The organism is Curtobacterium sp. VKM Ac-2887, from assembly GCF_015350935.1.
Lineage (GTDB): Bacteria > Actinomycetota > Actinomycetes > Actinomycetales > Microbacteriaceae > Curtobacterium.
This window is the reverse complement of the sequence record NZ_JADKSB010000001.1, coordinates 73,016-91,007: the sequence shown is the minus strand read 5'-3', so window position 1 is coordinate 91,007 and position 17,992 is coordinate 73,016. Positions and strand designations below refer to the sequence as shown.

The 17,992-nt window shown below is 70.5% G+C and carries 13 protein-coding genes; 11 read left to right on the top strand and 2 right to left on the bottom strand.

Annotation, left to right across the window (positions count from 1 at the left end; genetic code table 11):
• Positions 1-146: 146 nt before the first annotated feature.
• From ITJ69_RS00405 to ITJ69_RS00395, 3 genes are all read left to right on the top strand, one after another.
• Entirely contained in the window at positions 147-1,955 is a 1,809-nt protein-coding gene (locus ITJ69_RS00405) for an ABC transporter ATP-binding protein (RefSeq protein ID WP_111085340.1), read from the top strand.
• Positions 1,956-2,047: 92 nt separating this feature from the next.
• Positions 2,048-3,856, top strand: coding sequence for an ABC transporter ATP-binding protein (locus tag ITJ69_RS00400; RefSeq protein ID WP_123341009.1), 1,809 nt, complete (start codon positions 2,048-2,050; stop codon positions 3,854-3,856).
• A 37-nt stretch (positions 3,857-3,893) separates the two neighbouring features.
• Positions 3,894-4,319 (top strand): DUF805 domain-containing protein, encoded by a 426-nt coding sequence (locus ITJ69_RS00395; RefSeq protein WP_123293233.1) that lies wholly within the window; start codon positions 3,894-3,896, stop codon positions 4,317-4,319.
• 39 nt (positions 4,320-4,358) lie between these two features.
• Here the strand turns inward: ITJ69_RS00395 and ITJ69_RS00390 are convergent, their stop codons facing one another.
• Together ITJ69_RS00390 and ITJ69_RS00385 are read right to left on the bottom strand one after the other, a co-directional pair.
• Positions 4,359-4,706 carry an MGMT family protein gene (locus tag ITJ69_RS00390; protein ID WP_235035781.1) on the bottom strand — a complete coding sequence of 116 codons (348 nt, stop codon included), beginning with the start codon at positions 4,704-4,706 and terminating at the stop codon, positions 4,359-4,361.
• Between the two features lie 30 nt (positions 4,707-4,736).
• On the bottom strand, positions 4,737-5,192 hold the full coding sequence (locus ITJ69_RS00385; RefSeq protein WP_111085338.1) for a GNAT family N-acetyltransferase: 456 nt from the start codon (positions 5,190-5,192) through the stop codon (positions 4,737-4,739).
• An 85-nt stretch (positions 5,193-5,277) separates the two neighbouring features.
• Between ITJ69_RS00385 and ITJ69_RS00380 the strand changes: the two genes are divergently transcribed.
• From ITJ69_RS00380 to ITJ69_RS00345, 8 genes are all read left to right on the top strand, one after another.
• The gene (locus ITJ69_RS00380) at positions 5,278-6,561 is read left to right on the top strand and encodes an ROK family transcriptional regulator (RefSeq protein ID WP_194671705.1); all 1,284 of its coding nucleotides are present in this window, start codon (positions 5,278-5,280) and stop codon (positions 6,559-6,561) included.
• 82 nt (positions 6,562-6,643) lie between these two features.
• Positions 6,644-7,573: a hypothetical protein gene (locus tag ITJ69_RS00375; protein ID WP_194671704.1), complete on the top strand. Its 930-nt coding sequence runs from the start codon at positions 6,644-6,646 to the stop codon at positions 7,571-7,573.
• Positions 7,574-7,689: 116 nt separating this feature from the next.
• Positions 7,690-10,125, top strand: coding sequence for a lamin tail domain-containing protein (locus ITJ69_RS00370; protein WP_194671703.1), 2,436 nt, complete (start codon positions 7,690-7,692; stop codon positions 10,123-10,125).
• 123 nt (positions 10,126-10,248) lie between these two features.
• Positions 10,249-11,091, top strand: a complete 843-nt coding sequence (locus ITJ69_RS00365; protein WP_194671702.1) for a PhzF family phenazine biosynthesis protein — start codon at positions 10,249-10,251, stop codon at positions 11,089-11,091.
• 222 nt (positions 11,092-11,313) lie between these two features.
• The gene (locus ITJ69_RS00360; protein WP_123293238.1) at positions 11,314-12,672 is read left to right on the top strand and encodes an extracellular solute-binding protein; all 1,359 of its coding nucleotides are present in this window, start codon (positions 11,314-11,316) and stop codon (positions 12,670-12,672) included.
• A 108-nt stretch (positions 12,673-12,780) separates the two neighbouring features.
• Positions 12,781-13,731: a carbohydrate ABC transporter permease gene (locus tag ITJ69_RS00355; RefSeq protein ID WP_111085332.1), complete on the top strand. Its 951-nt coding sequence runs from the start codon at positions 12,781-12,783 to the stop codon at positions 13,729-13,731.
• The gene (locus ITJ69_RS00350) at positions 13,731-14,630 is read left to right on the top strand and encodes a carbohydrate ABC transporter permease (RefSeq protein WP_333925055.1); all 900 of its coding nucleotides are present in this window, start codon (positions 13,731-13,733) and stop codon (positions 14,628-14,630) included. The genes ITJ69_RS00355 and ITJ69_RS00350 overlap by 1 nt, the downstream gene beginning before the upstream one ends.
• Before the next feature lie 37 nt (positions 14,631-14,667).
• On the top strand, positions 14,668-17,781 hold the full coding sequence (locus ITJ69_RS00345; protein ID WP_194671701.1) for an alpha-mannosidase: 3,114 nt from the start codon (positions 14,668-14,670) through the stop codon (positions 17,779-17,781).
• The last annotated feature ends 211 nt before the right edge of the window (positions 17,782-17,992 follow it).

Here is a 17,992-nt window from a genome sequence, read left to right as displayed (position 1 = left end):
GCGCCCGGCCGATGATCACCACGCAACGCCACACCGAGCCTCCAGGTCGAGGCCGCGCACGCACCGCACGCCAGCAGCAAGCAAGCAGCAGGCGGCCAGGGCGCAGCGCGACCCGGGGACCCGGCAGACGCATGAGGACGCAACGCATGTCCAAGTCGCCCACCACGGCGCGCCCGTCCACCTTCCGCGCGATCGCGCGGATCTACCCCTACGTGAAGCCCTACCAGGGGCGCCTCATCGGCGGCATGGCCGCAGCGATGGGAGCCTCCTTGGTGGCGCTCGCAATCCCCTACGTCCTGCAGTGGCTCGTCGACGGCCCGCTGTCATCGAAGGACGGCGCACAGATCTGGCCCGCCGGCCTCGGCGTGCTCGCCCTCGGTGTGCTCGAGGCGTTCTTCATCGCCTCGCGCCGCCGGATGGTGATGCGCCCCTCGACGCGGATCGAGGCCAGCATGCGGAACTCGCTGTACGCGAAGCTGCAGGACCTGCCCGTCGCGTTCCACGACCGGTGGGAGTCGGGGCAGCTGCTGTCCCGTTCCGTGTCGGACCTGTCGTTGATCCGCCGCTGGCTGGCCTTCGGTGTCGTCCTGCTCGTCGTGAACGTCGTGACGATCGTCGTCGGCTTCGTCGTGCTGTTCACCTTCGGGTGGCTGCTCGGGCTGATCTTCCTGATCGCGTCGATCCCGCTGTGGATCAACGGGCTGCTGTTCGAGCGTCGGTACTCCGTCGTCGCGCGCCGCAGCCAGGACCAGGTCGGTGACCTCGCGACGAGTGTCGAGCAGTCGGTGCACGGCATCCGCGTGCTCAAGGCGTTCGGTCGCGGCGGGTCGAAGCTCGAGGAGTTCAGCGAGCAGGCCGAAGCCCTGCGTGGCACGGAGATCAAGAAGGCGAAGGCCATCGCGAGCATCTGGCTGTGGCTGCTGCTCGTGCCGGACGTCGCGTTCGCGCTGTGCCTGCTCGCCGGCATCTGGCTGGCGTCGCAGGGCGAGATGACCGTCGGTCAGCTGTTCGCGTTCTTCGCGACGGCGACGGTGCTGCGGTTCCCGATCGAGTCGATCGGCTTCCTGCTCTCGATGACGTTCGACACCCGCACGGCGGTCGACCGCTTCTTCGAGGTCATGGACTCCGAGAACACCATCACGGACCCGCAGGACCCGAAGACGATCGCGGAGCCGCACGGTGCGCTGTCGTTCAACGGCGTGCACTTCCGGTACCAGGACTCCGCGCCGCAGTACCCGGACCTGATCAACGGCGTCGAGCTGCAGTTGCAGCCGGGCGAGACCATGGCGCTCGTCGGGCTCACGGGCTGCGGCAAGACGACGCTGCTCTCGCTGGTGCCGCGCCTGTACGACGTGACCGGCGGATCGGTGACGATCGACGGGGTCGACATCCGCGATCTCACCCGCGAAGAACTGCGCCGGCACGTCGGCGTCGCCTTCGAGGACGCCACCCTGTTCTCGTCGACCGTGCGAGAGAACGTGCTGCTCGGTCGACCAGACGTGCAGGGTGCCGAGGCCGAGGCGCTCATGCGCGAGGCCCTCGACATCGCGCAGGCGTCCTTCGTGGACGACCTGCCCGACGGCGTGGACACCCGGGTGGGCGAAGAGGGGCTGTCGCTGTCCGGTGGACAACGCCAGCGCCTGGCGCTCGCTCGCGCGATCGCCGCGCGGCCGTCGGTGCTGGTCCTCGACGACCCGCTGTCGGCGCTCGACGTCGACACCGAGGCACGGGTCGAGGCGGGCCTGCGGCGCGTGCTCGCCGACACGACGTCGCTCATCGTGGCGCACCGTCCGTCGACGGTGACGCTGGCCGACCGGGTCGCCCTGATGGAGAACGGCGTCGTCACCGCCGTCGGGACCCACCACGACCTGATGGCCACCAACGAGCACTACCGCTACGTCATCTCGTCGCTCGACGACGACGACGCGACCGCACGACAGGAGGCGATGGCATGAGCCAGCAGACGGACCAGAACCTGCCGGGAGGCACGGCACCGGTCACCGACGACGCTGCGGACGCGCAGTCTGCCGCGCCCGTCACCGCCTCGATCACCACCCTGGGCGTGCGCGGCGAGGAGCGTGAGGACTTCACCAAGGCGGAGAGCAAGCGCCTGCGGCGTCGCTCCCTCGCCCTGCTCGGTTCCCTCGCAGCCCCGCTGAAGCTCCGCCTGGTGCTGCTCGGGATCGTCGTCGTGGTCTCCACGGCGGGCACCGTCGCGGGTCCGGCGCTCATCGCGTGGGGCATCGACAACGCCCTGCCCGCGGTGATGGACCAGAACGACTGGGTGCCGGCGTTCGGCGTCGTCGCGACGTACATCGTCGTGGCCGTCCTCGGCGCGGTGCTCACCGCCTGGTACACCGTTCTCGCCGCACGGATCAGCCAGGCGATCCTGTTCGACCTGCGCAAGCGGGTGTTCCTGCACACGCAGCGGCTGTCGCTCGAGTTCCACGAGACCTACACGTCCGGCCGGATCATCTCCCGCCAGACGAGTGACCTCGACTCGATCCGCGAGCTGCTCGACTCCGGCCTGAACCAGCTCATCCAGGGCGTACTGTACATGGTGTTCACCGCCGTGGCCCTGGTGCTGCTCGACCCGACGTCCGGGCTCGTGCTCGCGGTGTCGCTCGTGCCGCTCTGGTTCCTGATCCGCTGGTTCCAGAAGAACTCGCAGACGCTGTTCCGCGCCACCCGCGTCACCTCGGCGCGCGTGATCGTGCACTTCGTCGAGACCATGACGGGCATCCGTGCCGTGCAGGCGTTCCGCAAGGAGTCCCGCAACAAGGACGAGTACGGCGGCTTCGTCGAGGACTACCGGCTGGCGAACACGAAGGTGTTCAACCTGTTCGGGACGTTCGACCCGGTGCTCGTGCTCATCGGCAACGCCACGCTCGCTGCGGTGGTCGTCGTCGGCGGCTTCCGGATCGTCGGCGGGACGCTCGAGGTCGGTGCGCTGCTCGCGGTCGCGCTGTACGCCAAGCGCTTCTTCGACCCGGCGCAGGAGCTCGCGATGTTCTACAACGGGTACCAGTCGGCCTCGGCGGCGATGGAGAAGATCTCCGGCGTCCTCGAGGAACGGCCGAGCGTGCCGGACCCCGTGAAGCCGACCAAGCTGGCCGACGCCACGGGCAAGATGGACTTCGACGAGGTCGTGTTCGCCTACAACGCGGGCAAGGTCGTCCTGCCGGAGTTCGACCTGCACATCCCGTCCGGGCAGACCATCGCGCTCGTCGGGTCCACCGGCGCCGGGAAGTCGACGCTCGCCAAGCTCATGGCGCGCTTCTACGACCCGTCGCACGGTTCCGTGCGGCTCGACGGCGTGGACCTGCGCGACCTCGACACGAAGGACATGCGCCGCGCGATCGTCATGGTCACGCAAGAGGCCTACTTGTTCTCCGGCACGGTCGCGGACAACATCGCGCTCGGCAAGCCGGGGGCCTCCCGCGCCGAGATCGAGGCGTCCGCCAAGGCGGTCGGCGCGCACGAGTTCATCATGGCGCTCCCAGACGGGTACGACACCGACGTGAACAAGCGCGGTGGTCGTGTCTCGGCGGGACAGCGGCAGCTGCTCTCGTTCGCGCGGGCGTTCATCGCGGACCCGAAGGTGCTCATCCTCGACGAGGCCACGGCGTCGCTCGACATCCCCTCGGAGCGGCTGGTGCAGGAAGGGCTCGAGACCCTGCTCGCCGACCGCACCGCGGTGATCATCGCGCACCGCCTGTCCACCGTCGCGATCGCCCACCGCGTGCTCGTGATGGAACACGGGAAGATCGTCGAGGACGGCACCCCCGCCGACCTCATCTCGGGTACCGGACGGTTCGCCCAGCTGCACGCGGCCTGGCGCGACTCGCTCGTGTAGGACGCAGCCGGGCTGCACCACGTGGTTGGCTTGCTCCATGAGCAACGACAGCGTGCAGCCCGGCGGCGTCGCCCTGCGCGACCCCTTCTACGGCGCACCCTTCACCGAGGCCGTCCGGCGGTTCTGGCGGAAGTACACCGTGTTCACCGGACGGGCCTCGCGTGCCGAGTTCTGGTGGTGGTGGATCACGTCGCTCGCGATCGGACTCGTGCTGCAGCTCGTCCCGCAGGCGTTCACGCCGGACACCGCGCTGTTCGAGAACCCCGTCGGGTCCTACCTGTTCGTCCTCTGGGGCCTCGCGACCCTGATCGGGTCGCTCGCCCTCGGTGCCCGACGGCTGCACGACGCCGGCCTGTCCGGCTTCTGGCAGTTCCTGCACGTCGTGCCCGGCATCGGCTCGCTCGTCGTGTACGTGCTGTGCCTGATCCCGACGAGCCCGAAGGGCGAGCGCTTCGACCGCTGACCGGCGGCGGACGGACGGCCGACGTGCGCGGGCCGCACGTCAGAACGGGTCGTCCGCATCCGTGGACGGCGACCAGCGGGCACGACGCATGTCGAGCCTCCAGGCCGCCGTCCCCTGCACGAGCGGCGTGCCCTCCGCGCGGTAGTGCTGGAGCGCACGGGCCTCGTGGTGCAGCGGCGGGTGCCCACCCGCGCGCACCACGCGCCACCAGGGCAGGTCGGCGCCCTCGTGGGCCATCACCTTGCCGACCGCACGCGACGCGCGTGAGCCGAGCGCCGCGGCGACGTCGCCGTACGTCATGACGTGACCCGGCGGGATCATCCGGACCACCTCGGCCACCGCCGCCCCGAAGTCCTGCTCCGGCGCGGGGGCGTCGTCCTCGGGCACGTCGTTGATGAGTACGTCGTCGGAGACGTACTAGAGCGTCAGGACCGCGAAGTGGTCGCCGTACTGGGTCTCACGGACGACCTCGAAGCCCACGGCGCGGAAGAACGCCTCGGGGCTGTCGTCGCCACCGGGCTCGTACACGACCGTCAGGCGTTCCTGCCCGCGGCTGCGGGCCTCGTCCGCCAGGCCGTGCACGGCGAAGCGGCCGACGCCGCGACCCTGCGCCGTGCCGGCGACGTTGACCCGCCAGATGGCGCTGCGCAGCTCTTCCTGCGCGTTGTCCGCGTCGAACGAACCGATGATGAGGCCCAGGACCTCGTCGCCGTCCAGGACCACCCGGGTCCACGCGGAGCTCGGCTTGACGTCGGACTCGGCGACCCCGTAGGTGGTCGGCTGCACGAACTGTTCCTGACCCGGCTTGAGCGTCAGGGAGTTCGCCGCGGCAGCGGTCTTCGCGGAGAGTTCTTCGAGACGCAAGTCGGCCATGCGGCCAGGGTAACGGTGCGACCCGTGTGGGGGCCAGCGCGGACGGCAGACCGAGACCGCACCGTTGCCGCGGTATGGTCGCGGAATGGCAGAACATCGGCGTGGAGCGAACCTCCCGTCGATCGGCGGGTTCAACCGCACGGTCGTGCTCGATGCCGTCCGACGCTCGCCGGACGGCCTGAGCCGCGTCGAACTCGCCTCGCGAACGGGCCTCAGCGCGCAGACCGTGTCGAACGTCACCCGGTTCCTGATCGAGGCCGGCATGATCGTCGAGTCCGGCACCGTCGTCGCCGGTCGGGGCAAGCCGCGCACCATCCTGCGGCTCGAACCCGGCAGCCGCTACGCCGTCGGCGTGCACGTTGACCCGGCCGTCGTCACCTACGTGCTGCTCGACCTGGCCGGTACCGTCGTCGCCTCGTCCACCACCTCGACCCCGACCGCCGACGACCCGTCCGAGGTCGTCCGCACCATCGGCTCCGCCGTCGACGGCCTGATCGCCGACGCCGGCGTGGACGTCGACGGGGTGCTCGGTGTCGGGATCGCCAGCCCCGGCCCCATCGACGTCGACGCCGGCATCGTCGTCGACCCGCCGTTCCTGCCCCGGTGGCGTGACGTGCCCCTGCGCGACGCGCTCGCCGAGGCCACGGGCTACCCCGTCCTGCTCGAGAAGGACGTCACGGCCGCCGCGGTCGGCGAGATGTTCCTGGCGGGGGAGTCGTCGGCGCGCAACTTCGCGTTCGTGTACTTCGGCACCGGGTTCGGCGTCGGGCTCGTCGTCGACCACGAACCCGTGCGCGGGGTCGGGTCGAACGCCGGCGACGCCGGGCACATCATGGTCGACCAGCGATCGCTCGCCGGCACCCCGGACGGGTCCGGCACCCGGGGAGAGGTCGGCGCGGCCGTGGCGCCGGACCGGCTCGTGCGGATCGCGCGGGAGCGGGGGGTGGCGTTGTCCGGCGGCGTCGGCGACGCTGCTGGTGCGGTCTCGCCCGTCTCGTCCGACGGGTCGGTCGATGCGGTGAACCGTGCCTGGGACGAGCTCGCCGAGGCCATCGCTGCCGGCGACGAGGCCGCGATCACGCTCGCCGCCGAGGCCGGCACCGTCATGGGCGACGCCGCCGTCGTCATCGTGAACCTGCTCGACATCGACCGGGTCGTGTTCGGCGGACCGTTCTGGTCCCGCATCGCGAGTGCCGCACTGCCGGCCGCCCGCGCGGCGATCGTCGGGTCGCCGTTGCTCGTGCCGAAGCACGCGGTCGACGTGGTCGAGAGCGACCGCGGTACCGACGTCGCCGCGGTGGGGGCCGCGTGCCTGGTGCTCGACGCCGCGTTGTCCCCGCGGGCGAGCGGGCTGCTCATCCGCCGCTGACGGCGGTCGGGGGTGGCTCGCACCGCCCGCTACGCTGCGAACCGACGGATCCGCCAGGTGGGCGGCGAACGACGGGGGACACATGACGGACAACGGCGCCGCGGGCACGATCGACCGACGCTGGGCGAAGGTCCGGCCACTCGTGTTCCGGACGATCATCGGCGCGGTCGTCGCAGCCGGGCTCGTCGGCATCGTGGCGGTGCTGGTCGGCGACTTCGGACGGGTCGCGGTGCAGCTGCTCCTGACGATCGTCGTGGTGGTCGTCTTCGCCCTGTTGTCCTGGTACGACGCCGACGTCTCGTCACGCCGATCGGGCACGTTCGCGTTCGTCAGCATCGTCACGTCGATGTACCTGCTCGTCGCGGGGCTGTACAAGGTGTGGCTCGCCCCGACGGACTCCTCTGGCGATGACGGCCTCTGGCTCGTCGGCGAGCGGTTCTGGCACTGGATCTGGCTCGTCGGCGTCGCCCGCGTGGCGCTCCTGCACGTGCACCTGCTGCTCGTCATCCACCGCCGGTACCCGACACCTGCGCTCCAGGTCGTCGCGAAGGCCACCGTCGGGGTCATCGCCCTGCTCGCACTGCTGCTGTCGATCCCGCTGCTCGCACCCGACGTGGACTACGCCCGCGGCTACTGGCGACTCGTCTGGGTGGTGGTCATCCTCGACCTGCTCGGAACGGTCGTCGTCCCGCTCAGCAACGCGCTCTTCCGCCCGCGGGGCGCCGTCCCGGCGTGGGCGGTCGGAGCGTGGCCGACGCCGGAAGCGCCGCCGGCAGCACCCCCGACGGCGCCCGCGACACCGATCGCGACGTGGGCCGCCACTCCGGTGCCCGATGCCCCGACGGCTGCCACGGCCGCCACGGCGGCCGGCCCGGTCAGCGGGGACCGGTACCGGTACGAGCCGCGCCCGGAGGCGTCGCGTGCCCTGGCGTGGCCGCGGTACGTCGACGGCACGCCACTGCCGGCGCTGCCCGACGGGTCGCCCGACTTCTCCGGGGTCGCGCAGGGCTGAGGGATCCCGCGCTCGGGCGCCGCGCGACACCTGTCGTTCACCGGGCGGCCACCGGTCGGACGCCCGGGTGCTGAACAGTCGTGCAGGTCTCCCCTCCCCTCCCGAGAAGGACCTGCATGCGCACTCCTGCCCTGCGCCCCCGCTCCGTGCGGATCGGTGCTGCCATCGTCACCGCGCTGGCCCTCGGCGCCGGTGTCGTCACGGCCAGCCCGGCACTCGCCGCCGTCGGTGACGACGACCCGAGCGTCGGCGCCGCCGCCCCGAACGGCCTCGTCGTCAACGAGGTCGAGTCGAACGGCGACGACACCGACTGGGTCGAGCTGCAGAACACGTCGTCGGCGTCGATCGACCTGACCGGTTACGCGTTCCTCGACGACGACAGCACCCACGACGCCTACGTCCTGCCCGCCGGCTCGACGATCGCCCCCGGCGGGTACTTCGTCATCGACCAGCTCTCGGCGACCGCACCGGGGTTCGACTTCGGACTCGGTGGCGCCGACACCGCGCGGGTGTACGACCCCGCCGGCGACCTGGTGCTCCGGTACTCGTGGACGAGCCACGCGGTCGTCACGTACGGCCGGTGCGCCGACGGGACCGGTGCGCTGGTCGACACCACCGCGTCGACGAAGGGGGCCGCCAACGACTGCTCCTCGCCCGTGCGCATCAACGAGGTCGAGTCGCAGGACGGCACCCCCGGCGACTGGGTGGAGCTGACCAACGTCGGCAGCACCACGGTCGACCTGGGCGGGTACGTCCTCAAGGACAGCGAGGACGACCACGCGTACACGATCCCTGCCGGCACGACGATCGCGGCCGGGGGCTTCACCGTCCTCGACGAGGCGGACTTCGGCTTCGGACTCGGCAAGGCCGACTCCGCCCGGGTCTTCGATCCGCGGGGTGCGCTGGTCGACTCGTACTCGTGGACGGCCCACGCTGCCGCCACGTACGGCCGCAACCCGGACGGCACCGGCGACTTCGCCGAGACCGCCGAGTCGACGAAGGGCACGGCGAACCGGTTCGCCGGAGTCGTCACCGCCGAGCCGTGGCCCGGTGGCGCCGACGAGACCGTGCTCGACGACGAGGACACCTTCACCGGTGACCTGAGCGGCATCGACTGGACCACGTCCAGCACCTCCGAGGACGGCCAGCTGTGGGCCGTGCAGAACGGCGACGGCCTGCTCTACCACCTGACCTCGGACGGTCAGGGCGGCTGGGCGCCGTCGAACGCCGCGGGCACGGACCTGCGGTACGCCGACGGCACGGGGACCCCGGACGCCGAGGGCGTCACCGTCACGAGCGACGACCCGGGCGCCGTGTACGTGTCGACCGAGCGGGACAACGACGTGTCGAAGACCAGCCGTCCGTCGGTCCTGCGGTACGCCACCACCGACGGATCCGAGTCGACGCTGCGCGCCACCGACGAGTGGGACCTCGCAGCCGACTTCCCGGGGCTCGGTGCGAACGCCGGCCTCGAGGGCGTCACCTGGATCCCGGACTCGTGGCTCACCGAGCACGGCTTCGCCGACGAGCACACGGGCGCGGCCTACGCGCCGTCGACGTACGCCGGGCACGGCGAGGGGCTCTTCTTCGTCGGCGTCGAGGGCACCGCGAGCGTCTCCGCCTACGCCCTGATGGCGGACGGCTCGTTCCAGCGTGTGGCCACCATCGGGTCGCCGTTCGCGGTCGTGGCCGACGTGCAGTTCGACCCGACCCTCGACGCGCTCTGGGTGGTGTGCGACGACGCCTGTGCCGGACGCACCGCGCTGTACGAGCTGACCGACGGTGCCTTCACCGCAGCGAAGGTCTTCGAGGCGCCGTCGAACGCGGACCGGACGCTCGCCAACGAGGGCTTCGCGATCTCCGGCGTCTGCGCCGACGGGCAGCGTGCGACCTTCTACGCCGACGACAACGACACGGACGGGTTCTCGCTCCGCACCGGGACGTACCCGTGCGAGGGCAGCGGCACCGATCCGGGCACGGACCCGGGCACCGACCCGACGCCGACGCCGACGCCTGCTCCGGGTGACGGTGGATCGACGCCTGCGCCGACCCCCGGGACCGGTGGATCGACGCCGACGCCGACGCCGACCCCGTCGCCGACCGCTCCGGCCGCTCCGACCGCTCCGATCGCCCCGGTGGCTCCCTCGGAGACCGGTCTGACCGACACGAACCGTGGGGGCGTCTCGGCCCCGTCGTCCGCCCGCGCGGGAGAGACCATCACGGTCACGGTGGGCACGCAGTACGCCGGCGACCGGGTGAACGTGTGGCTGTACTCGACGCCGACGCTGCTCGGCACCGTGACGGTCGGCGCTGACGGCACGGTGCGCGTCACGATCCCGGCCGATGCTCCGGCTGGCGAGCACCGCATCGTCGTGACCGCGGAGGACGGCACGGTGCTGGGCTGGACCCCGATCACGATCACCGCTGACGGGCAGCTCGCGTTCACGGGTGCCGAGGGCCTCGGTGCCGGCGCACTCATCGCGTTCCTGCTGCTCGCCGCGGGTGCGGGTGTGCTGATCGTCCGCCGTCGCAAGGCGGCGGCGGCGGAGTAGCCCCCACGCCCCACGGGCGCACTTCGTGAGCAGGAATGGTCGGGTTCGCCGTGCGCGACCCGACCATTCCTGCTCACCATGCGTGATCAGCAGTCCGCGCTGCCCCCGCAGTAGCGTCGCACCATGAGCATCGACGTCCTCCGGTACACCGCCTTCGCCGCCGAGCCCGGGGGTGGCAACCCCGCCGGACTGGTCCTCGACGCAGCGGCACTGACGGATGACGAGATGCTCGCAGTCGCCCGCGAGGTCGGCTACCCCGAGACCGCGTTCGTCGTCGGCGCCACGGCGACGGGCCCGCACGTCCGCTACTTCTCGCCCGCCGCCGAGGTGCCGTTCTGCGGGCACGCGACGGTCGCGCTCGCGGTGGCGCTCGCCGAACGGCAGGGGCTCGGCCGCCGGGTGTTCACGACGGCCGCCGGCGAGGTCGCCCTCGACGCCACCACCGGCCCGGACGGGGTGGTCCTGGTCGCGATGACGAGCGTCGAACCGGCGACGCGGGACATCGACCCGGCGCTCCTGGGGCGGTTGTTCGACCTGCTCGGGCTCACGGCCGACGACATCGCGCCGGACTTCCCGGTGCTCGAGTCGTTCGCCGGCAACTGGCACCCGGTGCTCGTGCTGCACGACCGGGAGCTCTTCCATCAGTTCCGGTTCGCACCCGCCCCGCTCGCCGACCTCAAGCGTGAGGCCGACTGGCAGGGGACGGTCACGGTGCTGCACCGGACCGGGGAGCGCGAGTACGAGGCCCGGAACCTGTTCCCCGCCGGCCGCATCACCGAGGACCCGGCGACGGGTTCGGCGGCAGCGTCGACCGGGGCGTACTTGCGCGAGACCGGTGCCGTCGAGCCGGGGGACCGCGTCGTCATCCGGCAGGGGCGCCACGTCGGTCGTCCGAGCCTGCTGCTCGTCGACGTGCCGGAGTCCGGCGGGATCACCGTGACGGGGAGCGCGACACCGATCGACTGACGCAAGTTCTTTCCCAGAGCGCGTGGGATGGGAAGCGGAAACGGGCGTACCTGGTCGAAAGTTCCGACCAGGTACGCCCGATTCGACCAGGTACGCCCCAAACAGGAGCGCCCCGACGCGCGCGGCGCGAAAAACTCCTTGACACGGATAAGTCCATACGCTGGACTAATCCTGCGCGCGGGCGATGGAGCCCGCGGATGTCACCCGTGCAAAGGAGCACCGATGAAACGCACCCGCATCATCGCCGGACTCGCAGCCGTGGCCGTCGCCGCGGTCGGCCTGGCAGGCTGCTCAGCCTCGGGGTCCGCCTCGAGCGACACGATCAAGATCGCGTACCAGAAGTTCGGAGCCTTCCAGCAGCTCGACGCCCAGATGAAGGTCGTCAAGAAGGAGTACGAGAAGGACAACCCGGGCAAGAAGGTCACGCTCGTCCCGATCCAGGCCCAGGGCAACGACTACTACACGAAGCTCGCGCTCATGAACAAGGCGCCCGCGACGGCTCCCGACGTCATGTACGAGGACACGTTCCTCGTCAAGGCCGACGCCGAGGCCGGCTACCTCCTGCCGCTCGACAAGTACACGGCGAAGTGGAAGGACTGGGACCAGTTCTTCGACAACGCCAAGCAGGCCGGCCAGGGTGACGACGGCAAGATCTACGGCGTCCCGATGGGCACCGACACCCGCGCTCTTTGGTACAACAAGGACATCTTCAAGTCCGTCGGCCTGCCCGTGCCGTGGCAGCCGAAGACCTGGGACGACGTGCTCGCCGCAGCGAAGACGATCAAGGACAAGAAGCCCGACCTCATCCCGTTCAACATCTACTCGGGCAAGGCGCAGGGTGAGGCGTCGACCATGCAGGGCTTCGAGATGCTCCTGTACGGGGCGGACGGATCCGGCAACACGCTCTACAAGGACAAGAAGTGGGTCACGGGCTCGAAGCAGTTCGAGGACTCGCTGCAGTTCGTGAAGGACGTCTACCAGGGCGGCCTCGGCCCGACACCGCAGCAGGCGCTCGACACGAACGTCGGCACGACCATCGCGCAGACGTGGCTGCCGAAGGGCAAGCTCGCGATCGACCTCGACGGTTCGTGGCAGTCCGGCACGTGGCTCAAGTCCGGCACCGCGCCGTGGGCCGAGTGGAACGACGTGATGGGTCAGGCGCCGATGCCGACGCAGAACGGTCAGGACCCGGGCTACAACTCGATGTCCGGCGGCTGGACCCTGGCGGTCGGCGCGAAGTCGAAGAACCCGCAGGCGGCGTTCGACTTCATCACGAGCTTCCTCGACAAGGACGGCTCGCTGAAGTACGACACCGAGAACAGCCAGATCGCCGTCCGCAAGGACGTCGCGGACGACACCGCCTACACCGACGCCAACCCGACGTTCAAGTTCTTCTCCGGACTGGTGGAGAACACGAACTTCCGCCCGGCGACGAGTGACTACTCGCAGGTGTCCAACGCGATCCAGGTCGCGATGGAGTCGGTCATGACCGGACAACAGACACCGAAGCAGGCGGCCGCCGTGTACGACAAGGCCGTCACGCAGGTGGTCGGCAAGGAGAACACCGTCTCGGCTGGTTGACGGACGTCACCCACTGACGGACGGGAGGCGCGGGGCGGCCCCGCACCGCGCCTCCCGGTCCGTCCTTCCCCACCTTCGGAACCCCTCCGCACCCGGAAGGCACCCATCGTGTCCAGCACCCCCCTCGCGCCGACGCTGTCGGCGCCCGGTGCGCCGAAGCGCACCGATCCACCCGTGCCGCGCAAGCGGCGACCGCTGCGGAACGTCGGCCGAGCGGTCCCGCTCCTGCCCGCCCTCGTCCTGCTCGTCATCTTCCTGCTCGGCCCCGTCATCTCGTCGTTCTACGGGTCGTTCACGAACTCCGCACTCACCGGCGCCGGCGCTGCCGACCAGCAGTTCGTCGGCTTCCAGAACTACGTCGAACTGTTCCAGGACCCGGACTTCCCGAAGTCCGTCATCCTGACGGTCGTGTTCCTGCTCGCCTCGGCGGTCGTGGGACAGAACGTGCTGGGGCTCGGCCTCGCACTCCTGATGCGCTCGGCCAACAAGGCCGTCCGCGCGATCGTCGGTACCTTCGTCGTCGCCGCCTGGGTCCTGCCCGAGATCGTCGCCTCGTTCGCCGCGTACGCGTTCTTCAACGACGAGGGCACGCTCAACGAGTTCCTGAAGTCCATCGGCATCAGCGGACCGAACTGGCTCTACACGTTCCCGATGTTCGCCGTGATCCTGGCGAACATCTGGCGCGGTACGGCCTTCTCGATGCTCGTCTACTCCGCCGCCGTGCAGGAGGTCCCCGAGGAGATCACCGAGTCCGCCGAGGTCGACGGTGCCACCGGGTGGCAGCGCCTCGTCTACATCACCCTGCCGGTGATCCGACGGAGCATCTCCACCAACCTGATGCTGACGACGCTGCAGACGCTGTCGGTCTTCACCCTCATCTTCGTGATGACCGGGGGTGGGCCGGGCACGAACTCGTCGACCCTGCCGATCCTCGCCTACCAAGAGGCGTTCAAGTTCTCGCAGCTCGGCTTCGGGACCGCGATCGCGACCATCCTGCTCGTGGTGGGGGCGGTCTTCTCGATCATCTACATCCGAGCACTCAAGCCGGAGGTGGACTGATGGCCATCACTGCCCCGTCCCTCGACCCGACCACCACCCGCTCGGTGACCGCTCCCGGTTCGCTGCACATGACGTCGCCCCGCGGCCGCACCATGCGGTGGGTGGCGAACACCGTGCTGCTCGTCATCGCGGTGTGCTTCGCGGTCCCGCTGCTCTGGCTCGTCCTCGCCTCGGTCGACACCCAGGCGTCGCTGTCCGTGAAGCTGCCGACGCAGTTCACGCTCGACAACTTCACCAAGGTGCTCACACCCGAGCTGTCGTTCATCCCGCTCGCGAACAGCCTGCTGCTCTCCGGCGGCACGGCGGTCGTCACCGTGGTCTTCGCACTGCTCGCCGCGTACCCGCTGTCCCGCTACAAGATGCGGGTCAACAAGCCGTTCCTGTACAGCATCCTGTTCGGGACCGGCCTGCCGATCACCGCCATGATGGTGCCCGTCTACGCGCTGTTCGTGTCGCTCAACCTGATCGACAACGTGTGGGGCTGCATCTTCTTCCTCGCCGCAACGTCGCTGCCGATGGCGATCTGGATGGCGAAGAACTTCATGGACTCCGTGCCGATCTCGCTCGAAGAAGCTGCGTGGACCGACGGGGCGTCGATGATGACCACCCTGACGCGCATCGTCGTCCCGCTCATGCGTCCGGGCATCGCCGTCGTGTTCATCTTCGTGTTCATCCAGGCGTGGGGGAACTTCTTCGTCCCGTTCGTCCTGCTGCTCTCGCCCGACAAGGTGCCCGCCGCGGTGAGCATCTTCAACTTCTTCGGGCAGAACGGGGCGGTCGCGTACGGACAGCTCGCCGCGTTCTCCATCGTCTACTCCGTGCCCGTCATCGCCCTCTACGTGATCGTGTCCCGAGGCCTCGGCGGCGGCAACGCCCTCGCCGGCGGCATCAAGGGCTGATCTGCTGGCTCCGGCCGGCTCTCTCGAAAGGAACCACATGCACCAGGACGAACCGCTCGTCGAGGCCCGGATCGCTCGCCTCGTCCGCGACCGTGTCGACCCCGCCGTCCACCGCCGCTCGGCGCCGGTGACGATCGAGGCGTGGGAGGTGCCGGACGAGCCGGTGCCGTTCGACTCCGCCGTCCAGCAGGCGTACACACCGTTCACCGTGGGCAGCGCCTGGGGTGGCCGGCCGTGGGGGACCACCTGGTTCCGGATCACCGGCACCGTCCCCGCCGACTTCGGCACGGCGCCGGGGACCACTGCGGAACTGCTCGTCGACCTCGGGTTCACCAAGCGGCACCCGGGGTTCCAGGCCGAGGGACTGGCGTACCGGCCCGACGGCTCCACGATCAAGGGCGTGGAGCCGCGGAACGACACCGTGCCCGTCGAGGTCGGTGCAGGGGAGTCGTTCGAGCTGTACGTCGAGGCCGGCGCCAACCCGGACATCGGCGGCGACTCGTTCCAGGGCGCGACGCCCCTCGGGTCGCGGTCGACCGCGGGCGACAAGCCGATCTACCGCGTGCGCGCCCTCGAACTCGTCGAGCGCGACGACACCGTGTGGGAGCTGCAGCAGGACTTCTGGGTCCTGCGTGGCCTGATGGCGGAACTCCCCACCGACGGCACCCGCGGCGCCGACATCCTGCACGCCCTCGAGCTCGCAGCCGACGCCCTCGACCCCGACGACGTCGCCGGCACCGCAACCGATGCTCGTCAGGTGCTCGCACCCGTACTGGCCGTCCCGGCCAGTGCCGCGGCACACCGGGCGATCGCCGTCGGCCACGCGCACATCGACTCCGCCTGGCTCTGGCCGGTGCGCGAGACGATCCGCAAGTGCGCCCGCACCTTCTCGAACGTCCTCGACCTGATGGACCGCGACCCGGACTTCACCTTCGCGTGCTCGTCGGCGCAGCAGTACGCGTGGATCCGCGACGGCTACCCGTCGATCTGGGCCCGCATCAAGCAGCGCGTCGCCGAGGGCCGGTGGATCCCGGTCGGTGGCATGTGGGTGGAGTCGGACACGAACCTGCCCGGCGGTGAAGCGCTCGCCCGCCAGTTCGTCGCCGGCAAGCGCTTCTTCCTCGAGGAGTTCGGCATCGACACCCCCGAGGCCTGGCTGCCCGACTCGTTCGGCTACTCCGGCGCGCTGCCCCAGATCGTCCGGGCCGCCGGCTCGAAGTGGTTCGTCACCCAGAAGCCGTCGTGGAACGAGACGAACGTCATCCCGCACACGTCCTTCCACTGGGAGGGCATCGACGGCTCGCGCATCCTGACGCACCTGCCGCCGGCCGACACCTACAACTCCGACGTCTCCGCCGCCGATCTGCACCGGGGCGAACGGAACAACAAGGAGCGCGGCGTCGCCAACACCTCGATGCTGCTCTACGGCTTCGGTGACGGTGGCGGCGGACCCACCCGCGAGATGGTCGCGGCCGCCCGACGCCAGCACGACCTGGACGGCTCGCCGCGCGTGCAGCTCGGCACCCCCGCCCAGGTCTTCGAGGAGCTTGAACGGGTGCTGCCGACCCCCGGTGTGTGGTCCGGCGAGATGTACCTCGAGTTCCACCGCGGCACCTACACGTCGCAGATCCGCACGAAGCAGGGCAACCGCCGCTCCGAGCACCTGCTCCGCGAAGCCGAGCTGTGGGCGTCGACCGCGGCCGTGCGCCTCGGGCTCGACTACCCCTACGAAGAGCTCGAGCGCGCCTGGCACACCGTCCTGCTGCAGCAGTTCCACGACATCCTGCCGGGGTCCTCGATCGCCTGGGTCTACGAGAACGCCGAGGAGAACTACGCGAAGATCGCCCAGGTGCTCGAGGGGCTGATCGGCAACGCGACGACCGCACTCGCGAACGGGGGCGCTGCGGCGCTCGCCGGGGTCGGGGCCTCGTCGTCGGCCGCCGCCGGCGGCAGCAGTGCGCTGCTCGACGCGCCGTCCGGCGCCGACGCCGTCGGCGGGAGCGGCTCGTCCGGGAACGTCGTGCGCTTCAACGCCTCGCCGGTCGCGGCGGGAGACGCGGCCGCCCTGGGTGGTTCGCTCGGCTCGGAACCGCGACCCGTGCCTCCCGTCCGCTCCGGCGACCACTTCGTCTTCGACACCGGCGTCGTCACGGCGACCATCGACGGCGCCGGCCACGTCGTGTCGCTCGTCGACCGCGCCAGCGGGCGCGACGCGATCGCACCGGGTGCGGCAGCTGCCGAGTACACCGTCTTCCGCGACACCCCGAACCAGTGGGAGGCGTGGGACATCGACCGCGCGTACCAGCGCAACGGCACCGTGCTGTCGGCTTCGTCGGTCGCGATCGACGGCTCCTCGCTCGTGGTGGAACGGTCCTTCGGGTCGTCGACGCTCACGACCCGGTACTCGGCGGTCGCCGGGCTCGCAGAGCTGGTGATCGAGACCGAGGTCGACTGGCACGAGCACCAGAAGCTGCTGAAGCTCGCGTTCCCGGTGGACGTCCGTGCGTCGTCCGCCTCGAGCGAGATCCAGTTCGGGCACATCGACCGACCGACCCACCAGAACACCTCGTGGGACCACGCCCGCTTCGAGACGTCGGCGCACCGCTGGGTGCACGTCGCCGAGCCCGGGTTCGGCGTCGCGGTGGCGAACGACTCCACCTACGGACACGACATCACACGTTCCACGCGGCCCGACGGCGGGACCACGACGCTCGTGCGCGAATCGCTGCTGCGCGGGCCGACGTTCCCGGACCCGAACGCCGACCAGGGGCACCACGTGTTCCGGACGGTGCTGCGGGTGGGGGCGTCGGTGCTCGACGCTGCCGACTCCGGCTACCGGCTGAACCTGCCGGTGCGCTCGGTCGCGGGGACGACCGGAGTCTCGCCGCTGGTCTCGGTGTCGTCGCCGCAGGTCCTGGTCGAGGCCGTGAAGCTCGCCGAGGACCGCTCCGGTGACGTGGTCGTGCGACTGTACGAGGCCTCCGGTGGTCGGGCGACCGACGTCGGGGTGTCGTTCGGGTTCGACGTCGCTTCGGTGGCGACGGTGGACCTGCTGGAACGCCCGCTGGGGGACTCGTGGGACTCGGGGGAGCCGGTCGTGCTCACGCTCCGGCCCTTCGAGATCGTGACCCTGCGGGTACGCCGGGCCTGAGGCAGCGGGGCCGGTCCCCCTCGGGGGAGAGACCGCGGCGCCGGACGGGACACGGGTGCGTTCCGTCCGGCGCCGCCTTCTGCGTGTGGTGCGGGCGTGGGTGGGTGGGTACCTGGTCGAATCGGGCGTACCGGGGCGAAAGTTCCGACCAGGTACGCCCGATTCCGCTTGGCATCGCGGCCGTTCTGGGAAGGAACGTCCCTCCTCCACA